This window comes from Arthrobacter sp. H41 (genome assembly GCF_000520535.1).
GTDB lineage: Bacteria > Actinomycetota > Actinomycetes > Actinomycetales > Micrococcaceae > Arthrobacter_D.
The window spans coordinates 77,267-86,943 of the sequence record NZ_KI914778.1 but is presented as its reverse complement, the minus strand read 5'-3'; the positions used below and the strand labels follow the sequence as shown (position 1 = coordinate 86,943).

Genomic DNA, 9,677 nt, shown 5'->3' with positions numbered 1-9,677 from the left:
GCCAGCCCGGAGCCGTCACGGGCACCGTCGGCATGAAGCCCACCTACGGCGGTGTCTCGCGCTACGGCGCGATCGCCATGGCGTCATCGCTCGACCAGATCGGGCCCGTCTCACGCACAGTCCTGGACTCGGCGCTGCTGCACGAGGTGATCGGCGGACACGATCCGCGCGATTCGACGTCGCTCACCGACCCCGTGGGCGCGCTCGTCGAGGCCGCCCGCCTGGGCCAGGTCGAGGGCATGCGGATCGGCGTCATCCGGGAACTGTCGGGGGAGGGCTACCAGGCCGGCGTCCTGACGCGCTTCTCCGAATCGCTCGAGCTCCTGCGCGGTGCGGGCGCCGAGATCGTCGAGGTGTCCTGCCCCAACTTCCGGTACGCGCTCGGCGCCTACTACCTGATCATGCCGTCCGAGGCTTCGAGCAACCTCGCCAAGTACGACGGCGTGCGGTTCGGGCTGCGCGTGGTGCCCGAGGGAACCCCGACCATCGAACGCGTCATGGGAGCCACCCGGGAGGCCGGATTCGGTGATGAGGTCAAGCGTCGCATCATCCTCGGCACCTATGCGCTGAGTGCCGGCTATTACGACGCCTACTACGGTTCGGCGCAGAAGGTCCGCACGCTCATCCAGCGCGACTTCACCGCGGCGTTCGAGCAGGCCGACGTCCTGATCTCGCCCACCTCCCCCACCACCGCGTTCCGGCTGGGTGAGAAACTCGACGACCCGCTGGCCATGTACCTCAACGACGTCGCCACCATCCCCGCGAACCTGGCCGGCATTCCCGGGCTGACCCTTCCCGGTGGCCTTGCCGACGAGGACGGCCTGCCCGTGGGCATCCAGCTCCTCGCGCCTGCGCGCCAGGACGCACAGCTGTACCGGGTGGGTGCGGTGCTCGAATCACTGCTCGAAACGACGTGGGGCGGGCCCCTCCTGGCCCAGGCTCCCGCGCTTGCCGGAGGAAAGTAAATGACTGCTGGAACGGAAGAGATCCTCTCCTTCGAGGACGCCATGGAGAAGTACGACCCGGTGCTCGGTTTCGAGGTGCACGTCGAGCTGAACACCCGGACGAAGATGTTCTCGTCGGCGCCCAACGCGTTCGGTGACGTGCCGAACACCAACGTCACGCCCGTGGACCTCGGCCTCCCCGGTGTCCTCCCGGTCGTGAACCGGGTAGCCGTGGAGTCGGCCATCAAGATCGGGCTCGCACTCGGCTGCAGGATCGCCGAGAAGTGCTACTTCGCGCGGAAGAACTACTTCTACCCGGACACCCCGAAGAATTTCCAGACCTCCCAGTACGAGGATCCCATCGCCTACGACGGGTCCATCGACATCGAACTCGAGGACGGCACGGTGTTCACCGTGGCGATCGAGCGCGCCCACATGGAGGAGGACGCGGGAAAGCTCACTCACATGGGCGGCTCGACGGGCCGCATCCAGGGCGCGGAATTCTCGCTGGTGGACTACAACCGGGCGGGTGTTCCCCTCATCGAGATCGTCACGAAGCCCATCGAGGGCGTCGGATCCCGCGCCCCCGAGCTCGCCAAGGCCTATGTCGCGGCGATCCGGGAGATCGTGAAGAACCTCGGAGTCTCGGACGCGCGGATGGAGCGCGGCAACGTGCGCTGCGACGCCAACGTGTCGCTGCGCCCGCACGGCCAGGAGAAGTTCGGCACGCGCACCGAAACCAAGAACGTCAACTCGCTGCGCGCCGTCGAGCACGCGGTCCGGTACGAGATCCAGCGGCACGCCGCCGTCCTCGATTCGGGCACGCCGATCGTCCAGGAGACGCGCCACTGGCACGAGGACACGCGGTCGACGACGTCGGGCCGTCCCAAGTCCGACGCCGATGACTACCGCTACTTCCCCGAGCCGGATCTCGTGCCAGTGGTGACGAACGACGCGTGGATCGAGAAGCTGCGCTCCGAACTGCCCGAGCCTCCCGCCGAGCGCCGGAAGCGCCTGCAGGCCGACTGGGGCTACTCCGACGCCGAATTCCGTGACGTCGTCAACGCCGGCGTGATGTCCTCGGTCGAGGACACGATCGCCGCCGGGGTGAGTGCTGCCGTCGCCCGCAAATGGTGGATGGGTGAGATCTCGCGCCGCGCCAAGATCGCCGACGTCGAACCCGCCGAGCTGGGCGTGACCCCCGAGCTGATCGTGGAGCTGAACTCGCTCATCGAGTCAGGCAAGATCAACGACAAGCTCTCACGCGACGTGCTCGACGGCGTCCTCGCCGGTGAGGGCACGCCGACCGAGGTGGTGGAGAAGCGCGGCCTCGCGGTCGTGTCCGACGACGGACCCCTGCTGGAAGCGATCGACGGCGCCCTCGCGGCGCAGCCCGACGTCGCGGAGAAGATCCGCGGCGGCAAGGTGCAGGCGGTTGGTGCGATCGTGGGCGGGGTCATGAAGGCCACCCGCGGACAGGCCGACGCCGGCCGGGTGCGCGAACTCATCCTGCAGCGGTTGGGTGTGGAGGGCTAGCTTCCGCTCACCTGCCGGCCGGCGCACGTCGATGCGAGACGCGCATCCGGATACGACATGCGCACCCGATATTTCGGGCGCGATTGTCGTATCGGCGTGCGCTCGTCGTCTCGGTAGGCCCGATAGCGGAAGGGAGGGTGTCATGGCGATCATGCCGCGGGCGGAGATCGATATCACGCCCTCTCTCGTCGTGTCACTGCTGGCGGATCAGCATCCGGATCTGGCAGACCGGCCCGTCCGCTTCGCGGGCAACGGATGGGACAACGCGCTCTTCCGGCTGGGAGCGGACCTCGTGGTGCGGCTGCCACGGCGCGAGGTCGGCGATGCGCTCATGGTCGAGGAGCAGCGTTGGCTTCCGGAGTTGACCGCTCATCTCGCTGTTCCGACGTCGGCCGCGCTGCGGTTGGGACGGCCGGGCCAAGCGTACCCCTGGCACTGGTCCGTGTGCCGATGGATCGACGGCTCGAGCGCCATCACGGTTCCTCGCGCTGATCGGGGGCCGGCGGCTGTAGCGCTCGCACGTTTCCTCCTTCAGTTCCAGCGTCCCGCGCCGCCGGACGCTCCCGTCAGCCCGGTGGGCCGAGGGGGTCCGCTGGCGGCGCGGAACGACGTCGTGCGTGCGCGGCTCGCTTCCTTGGCGGGTGCGCTTACCGGACCATTGCTGGACGTGTGGGATCAGGCGGTTGCCGCTCCGGCTTGGTCGGGGGCGCCCCTCTGGTTGCATGGCGACCTGCATCCCGCCAACACTGTCCTGGCGCCCGACGGCGCCCTGGCCGGAGTCGTCGATTTCGGGGACCTGTGCTCCGGTGATCCGGCGACGGACCTTGCCGCGGCGTGGCTGGTCTTCGGTGCTGACGGGCGCCGTGTCTTCCAGGACACCCTTGGGGCAGCCCGTCCTATCGATGGGGCGACCTGGCAGCGCGCCCGCGGCTGGGCAGTGAGTATGGGCAGTGCCATGGCCGCGAGCTCCGATGATGATCCGGAGTTTCGCGCCGCGGGATGCGAGGTCCTGTGGAGCGTCCTCGAGGACTGAGGACTGAGGACTGAGGACTGAGGACTGGAAGCTGAGGACTGAGGACTGGAAGCTGAGGACTGAGGACCGGGGACTGGAAGCTGAGGACTGAGGACTGAGGACCGGGACCGGTCCTGAAGACCGGGGACCGCGCCCGCTGATATCGTGGCAGGGGCACATCCCGCCCTGAAAACGACCGCCGGCGCCCGGCAGCACACTCCCGCTGCGCGCACTGGTGAAAGGACTGTCAGTGAAGGCGCTGTACAAATCCGGGGCCCACCCCGGCTTCGAACTGGTCGACCGGCCCGAGCCGACCGCCGGTCTCGGCGAAGTCAAGATCCGCGTGATGACCACCGGGATCTGCGGCACGGACCTGCACATCGAGTCCTGGGATCCCTGGGCCCAGGGCATGATCAACGCACCCCTGATCCCGGGCCACGAGTTCTACGGCGAGGTGGTGGAACTGGGGGAGGGCGTCCGCGACGTGCGGGTAGGTGACCGCGTCTCAGGCGAGGGGCACATCGTCTGTGGGATCTGCCGCAACTGCCGGGCCGGACGCCGCCAGATGTGCATCCGGACCTCGAGTGTGGGCGTGCAGCGGGACGGCGCGTTCGCGGAGTTCGTCGTCCTTCCGGAGGCCAATGTCTGGGTACACCAGGCCGGGATCACCCCCGAGCTCGGCGCCATCTTCGATCCGTTCGGCAACGCCGTCCATACGGCCCTGAGTTTCCCGCTCGTGGGCGAGGACGTCCTGATCACGGGCGCCGGGCCGATCGGCCTGATGGCCATCGCCGTCGCCCGCCATGCAGGCGCGCGGAAGATCGCGATCACCGACGTCTCAGCCCCGCGCCTCGAACTGGCCCGCAAAGTAGGCGCCGACATCGCCGTCGACGTCAGCCGGACCCGCATCCGGGACGCACAGCGCGAACTCGGCATGAAGGAGGGCTTCGACATCGGCCTCGAGATGTCAGGCCATGCGACGGCCCTTCCCGAGATGATCGACAACATGAACCACGGCGGGCGGATCGCCATGCTCGGCCTGCCGTCGGGCCCCATCTTGATCGACTGGGGCAAGGTGGTCACGCACATGCTCACCCTCAAGGGCATCTACGGGCGCGAGATGTTCGAGACCTGGTACGCGATGAGTGCCATGCTGCAGTCGAACGCCGGGCTGCGAAGCGCCGTCGCCAGCGTGGTCACCGACTGCTTTCCCGCCGCCCAATGGCAGCGCGGTTTCACCACCGCACGCGACGGCAAGAGCGGCAAAGTAGTCCTCGACTGGACTGCCCTCTAATTTTCCCAGCGTCCCTGAAGGAGCACCATGTACTCGTCAATCAAAGACCAGCTCGCAGGAGAACTCGAAGGGATCCGCGAAGCGGGCCTGTTCAAGTACGAGCGCCGTATCTCTTCGCCGCAGTCCAGCCGCATCCGGGCCGGAAAGCCCGACGGCGGATCAGCGAGCGTCCTCAATTTCTGCGCCAACAACTACCTCGGCCTGGCTGACCATCCCGACATCATCGCGGCGGCCAAGGACGCCCTCGATGAACGCGGCTTCGGCATGGCCTCGGTGCGGTTCATCTGCGGCACCCAGGACCTCCACATCGAACTGGAGAACCGCGTCTCGCAGTTCCTCGGGACCGAAGACACCATTCTGTTCTCCTCCTGCTTCGATGCCAACGGCGGGGTCTTCGAATCGCTGCTCGGCGCCGAGGACGCCGTCATCTCGGATGCCCTGAACCACGCCTCGATCATCGACGGCATCCGGCTCAGCAAAGCCAAGCGCTTCCGCTACGCCAACCGGGACATGGCCGAACTCGAGGCACGCCTGCAGGAGGCCTCGTCGGCGCGGCGGCGTCTGGTGGTCACCGACGGCGTGTTCTCCATGGACGGCTACCTCGCCCCACTCGAGGCGATCTGCGACCTCGCCGAGAAGTACGACGCGATGGTGATGGTCGACGACAGCCACGCCGTCGGGTTCATGGGTGCAACGGGAGCAGGTACTCCCGAGCATGCGGGGGTGGGACACCGCGTCGACATCTTCACCGGGACATTCGGGAAAGCCCTGGGTGGAGCGTCAGGCGGATATGTGGCCGCACGCCGCGAGATCGTCGCGATGCTTCGCCAGCGCGCGCGTCCCTACCTCTTCTCGAACTCGCTCGCGCCGTCGATCGTCGCGGCGACGCTGAAGGCCCTCGACCTGGTGCAGGACAGCGCAGACCTCCGGGCCACCCTGACCGCCAACGCCGCACATTTCCGGAGCCGTATGACCGAGGAGGGTTTCGAGCTGCTGGAGGGTGAGCACGCAATCATCCCGGTGATGTTCGGCGACGCCGCGCTCGCAGGCAGGACCGCCGATGCCCTGCTGGAGCAGGGCATCTTCGTGACGGCGTTCAGCTTTCCGGTGGTCCCCCGGGGTGCTGCGCGCATCCGGGTCCAGCTCTCGGCGGCCCACACGGCCGACGATATCGAGTCGTGCGTCCGAGCGTTCGTCGCAGCCCGGGCGGAAGTCGCTGAGGCAGAAGCCGAGTGAACGCACGTAGCTGCGGCGCCCGCCGCCGGGCGGGAACAGTCCGCCGGGCGGGAACAGTCCGCCGGGCGGGAACAGTCCGCCGGGCGGAAAAGCCCCGGCAACGGAGAAAGCCCGGCGACGGAAGAGCCCCGGCAACGGAAAAGCCCCGGCAACGGAGAAAGCCCGGCAATGGGGGAGCCGGGGCCTAGGATGGCCGCATGAGCCTCGAGTGTGACGTGTTGATCGTGGGTGGTGGGATAGCAGGGCTGTCCCTCGCATCGGAGCTCGCGCCGCACCGGAGCATCGTCCTTGTCGAGGCCGAGCCGACGCTCGGATACCACACGTCGTCACGCTCGGCCCGGCAGCTCATTCCGAGCTACGGACCACCCTCCGTGCAGGAGCTCACGCGCCGGACGCTGGGACTCCTGGCGGAACTGCAGGAGGATACCGGGCTTGCGTTGACCACTCCACGCTCCTTTTTGCTCGTCGGTACCGAGCACGACGTCGCCGGAAAGGCCAGCGGTTCGATGCACCCGATCAGCCATGCGGAGGCACTTCAGCTGTGCCCGCAGTTGCAGCCGGGCTCCTTCGAGGCAGCCGGGATCGACACCAGTTGTGTGGGGATGGACACCGACCTGCTCCTCGAATACCACCAGCGCACCGCGGAGGACGCCGGCGCGACGGTGCTGACGCGGTCCCGGGTGACGGACGCCCGGTACGACGACGACGCGTGGCTCGTCCGCGCGGGCGGCCGGACCTTCCGGGCCGGTGTCGTGGTGAATGCGGCCGGCGCCTGGGCGGATCCGCTGGCCGGCCTGTGCGGCGCAGCTCCCCGGGGACTTGTCCCGTTCCGGCGTACTGCGGCGATCGTCGCAGTCGGTCGAGTGCCCAACGTCGGAATGCCCATGGTGGCAGCGGCGGATGACTCCTTCTACTTCCGCGCCGAAGGCAGCGGGCTCCTGATCTCACCGTGTGAGCACGTTCCCGGCACCGCCGGAGACGCCCAGCCGAACCCCGGCGATGTGGAGGCGCTCATCGAGCGTCTCAATACCCTTACGACGTTCGGCATCACCTCGGCCGCGAGGTCCTGGACCGGACTGAGGACCGAGACTGCACGCGGCCTACCGGTCGTCGGGTTCGACCCGGCAGTTCCTGGTTTCTTCTGGTTGGCGGGACAGGGCGGCTACGGGTTCCAGACGTCGTCGGGCATGGCCGAACTCGCCACGGAGCTGCTCACCAACCCGAAGGCGGAGCCCGGGTGGCCGGCCGCGGTGCTCCAACCACGCTCCGCCGCAGAATCTTCCGGGGGCGCGGCTCCGGAAGACTTTGTGGAGTGATTTCGGAGTTGCCATCGTCCTGTTCAGCGTCGGTGGTCTCTTCGCGCTCCACGAGGCCGATCACGGCGACGCCTACAGCGAACAGCGGCAGCCGCGTAGCCGATTCGTGGGGGGAGACTTCGCAGCAGGCCTAGGATTGAGGGATGAACGTCATTGAAACACGCCTGCCGGGTATCGGCGTGCGGCGTGAGATCATCACCGATTCCGGCCGCAGGGTGGGGATCGTTGCCCAGCGCGACGGCGAGCTGGACCTCATCATCTCGAAGGCGAGCGACCCCGACGCGTGCGTCGCCTCCATCCGACTCACCTCGGATGAAGCCGCCGCGATCGGCAACCTCTTCGGTTCCCCGCAACTCGTCGGACAGCTGAGGGAAGAACACCGGGACCTTCCGGGTATCAGTACCCGCCAGTTCCAGATCAACCCCGGATCCCCCTTCGACGGGCATCCGCTGGGCGAAACCCGCATGCGGTCGCGGACGGGTGCTTCCCTCGTCGCCGTGCTGCGCTCAGGGCAGGTCCAGGCTTCCCCCACACCCGACTTCCAGCTCGCTGCCGGTGATCTGCTGGTGGTGGTGGGGACCTCCGAGGGGCTCGACGCCGCGGCGGATATCCTGCAGCACGGCTGAGCCGGGCGTGCACACCACTGCGCTGACACTTATCGAGCTCGGCGGCGTCCTGCTGTTCCTCGGGATCCTCGGCCGGCTCGCCGGCCGGATCGGGCTTTCACCGATTCCCCTGTACCTGATCGGCGGTCTCTTCTTCGGCCAGGGCGGCTTCCTCGAGCTCGAAGGCGTGGTGAACTTCAGCGAGGTCGCCAGTGAGATCGGCGTGGTACTCCTCCTGCTGATGCTCGGACTCGAGTACACGGCGAAGGAGCTCGTCACCGGCCTCCGGCAATCCTGGACGGCCGGGCTCCTCGATCTGCTGCTCAATTTCACCCCCGGCGCCCTCGTGGGCCTGATCCTGGGGTGGGGGCCGGTCGGAGCCCTCGTGATGGGAGGCGTCACCTATATCTCGTCATCGGGCATCGCGGCGAAGGTCCTGAACGACCTCGGGCGCCTAGGAAACCGCGAAACACCCACAGTGCTGGCGATCCTGGTGTTCGAGGACCTCGCCATGGCGGTCTACCTGCCGATCCTCACAGCCGTACTCGCCGGCCTGAGTTTTGCGGCGGGCGTCGGAACCGTCGGCGTCTCACTGCTGGTCGTCACCCTGGTCCTCGTCATCGCCCTGCGGTGGGGGAATGTGGTCTCCGCCGTGGTCGACAGCAAGGACCGCGAGGTATTCCTCCTTACGCTCATCGGTGCGGCGCTGCTGGTCGCCGGGATCGCTTCGGCACTGCAGGTTTCGGCCGCGGTCGGCGCGTTCCTGCTCGGCATCGCCATTTCGGGGGCGACGGCGGAGAACGCGGCCCGCGTGCTGGAGCCCCTGCGCGATCTGTTCGCCGCCATCTTCTTCGTGGTGTTCGGCCTGAACACGGACCCGGCATCCATTCCTCCGGTGCTGGGCGTGGCGCTCATCCTTGCGCTGGTGACTTCCACAACCAAGATCTGGACCGGCTGGTGGGCGGCGTCGCGTCAGGGGATCGGGCGGCTGGGCCGGGCACGCGCAGGAACCGCACTGGTGGCCCGGGGCGAGTTCTCCATCGTCATCGCGGGCCTGGCGGTCGCCTCCGGGGCCGTCGACGGGGAGCTCGCAGCCCTCGCGACCACGTACGTGCTGCTCATGGCCGTGTTGGGGCCGGTGATGGCACGGCTCGCCGAGCCGGCGATTGCGGCGGGCGTCGGAACCGTCGGCGTCTCACTGCTGGTCGTCACCCTGGTCCTCGTCATCGCCCTGCGGTGGGGGAATGTGGTCTCCGCCGTGGTCGACAGCAAGGACCGCGAGGTATTCCTCCTTACGCTCATCGGTGCGGCGCTGCTGGTCGCCGGGATCGCTTCGGCACTGCAGGTTTCGGCCGCGGTCGGCGCGTTCCTGCTCGGCATCGCCATTTCGGGGGCGACGGCGGAGAACGCGGCCCGCGTGCTGGAGCCCCTGCGCGATCTGTTCGCCGCCATCTTCTTCGTGGTGTTCGGCCTGAACACGGACCCGGCATCCATTCCTCCGGTGCTGGGCGTGGCGCTCATCCTTGCGCTGGTGACTTCCACAACCAAGATCTGGACCGGCTGGTGGGCGGCGTCGCGTCAGGGGATCGGGCGGCTGGGCCGGGCACGCGCAGGAACCGCACTGGTGGCCCGGGGCGAGTTCTCCATCGTCATCGCGGGCCTGGCGGTCGCCTCCGGGGCCGTCGACGGGGAGCTCGCAGCCCTCGCGACCACGTACGTGCTGCTCATGAGATC

General features: G+C 68.0%; 8 protein-coding genes and 1 pseudogene. All 9 read left to right on the top strand.

Annotated features, from left to right (window positions below):
* On the top strand, positions 1 to 965 hold a 965-nt coding region (locus Y705_RS21085), incomplete at its 5' end, for an amidase family protein (protein WP_081737813.1).
* Positions 966 to 2,480 carry an Asp-tRNA(Asn)/Glu-tRNA(Gln) amidotransferase subunit GatB gene (gatB, locus tag Y705_RS0105475; RefSeq protein WP_026532128.1) on the top strand — a complete coding sequence of 505 codons (1,515 nt, stop codon included), beginning with the start codon at positions 966 to 968 and terminating at the stop codon, positions 2,478 to 2,480. It begins immediately after the preceding gene.
* Between the two features lie 142 nt (positions 2,481 to 2,622).
* Positions 2,623 to 3,513 carry an aminoglycoside phosphotransferase family protein gene (locus Y705_RS0105470; protein ID WP_026532127.1) on the top strand — a complete coding sequence of 297 codons (891 nt, stop codon included), beginning with the start codon at positions 2,623 to 2,625 and terminating at the stop codon, positions 3,511 to 3,513.
* Between the two features lie 229 nt (positions 3,514 to 3,742).
* On the top strand, positions 3,743 to 4,786 hold the full coding sequence (gene tdh, locus Y705_RS0105465) for an L-threonine 3-dehydrogenase (RefSeq protein ID WP_026532126.1): 1,044 nt from the start codon (positions 3,743 to 3,745) through the stop codon (positions 4,784 to 4,786).
* A 27-nt stretch (positions 4,787 to 4,813) separates the two neighbouring features.
* Entirely contained in the window at positions 4,814 to 6,022 is a 1,209-nt protein-coding gene (locus Y705_RS0105460; protein ID WP_026532125.1) for a glycine C-acetyltransferase, read from the top strand.
* A 197-nt stretch (positions 6,023 to 6,219) separates the two neighbouring features.
* Positions 6,220 to 7,338 (top strand): NAD(P)/FAD-dependent oxidoreductase, encoded by a 1,119-nt coding sequence (locus tag Y705_RS17655; protein ID WP_081737812.1) that lies wholly within the window; start codon positions 6,220 to 6,222, stop codon positions 7,336 to 7,338.
* Between the two features lie 143 nt (positions 7,339 to 7,481).
* Positions 7,482 to 7,964: a cation:proton antiporter regulatory subunit gene (locus Y705_RS0105450; protein WP_026532124.1), complete on the top strand. Its 483-nt coding sequence runs from the start codon at positions 7,482 to 7,484 to the stop codon at positions 7,962 to 7,964.
* 7 nt (positions 7,965 to 7,971) lie between these two features.
* A pseudogene (locus tag Y705_RS17650) lies at positions 7,972 to 9,117 on the top strand (cation:proton antiporter); the annotation flags it as partial.
* Positions 9,109 to 9,677, top strand: a 569-nt coding sequence (locus Y705_RS23015) for a cation:proton antiporter (protein WP_444826162.1), incomplete at its 3' end; no start/stop codon positions are given. The pseudogene Y705_RS17650 and the gene Y705_RS23015, both read left to right, overlap by 9 nt.

Coding starts and splice junctions, on each gene's coding strand:
- gatB (WP_026532128.1), top strand. CDS start 966: ATGACTGCTGGAACGGAAGAGATCCTCTCCTTCGAGGACGCCATGGAG.
- Y705_RS0105470 (WP_026532127.1), top strand. CDS start 2,623: ATGGCGATCATGCCGCGGGCGGAGATCGATATCACGCCCTCTCTCGTC.
- Y705_RS0105460 (WP_026532125.1), top strand. CDS start 4,814: ATGTACTCGTCAATCAAAGACCAGCTCGCAGGAGAACTCGAAGGGATC.
- Y705_RS17655 (WP_081737812.1), top strand. CDS start 6,220: ATGAGCCTCGAGTGTGACGTGTTGATCGTGGGTGGTGGGATAGCAGGG.
- Y705_RS0105450 (WP_026532124.1), top strand. CDS start 7,482: ATGAACGTCATTGAAACACGCCTGCCGGGTATCGGCGTGCGGCGTGAG.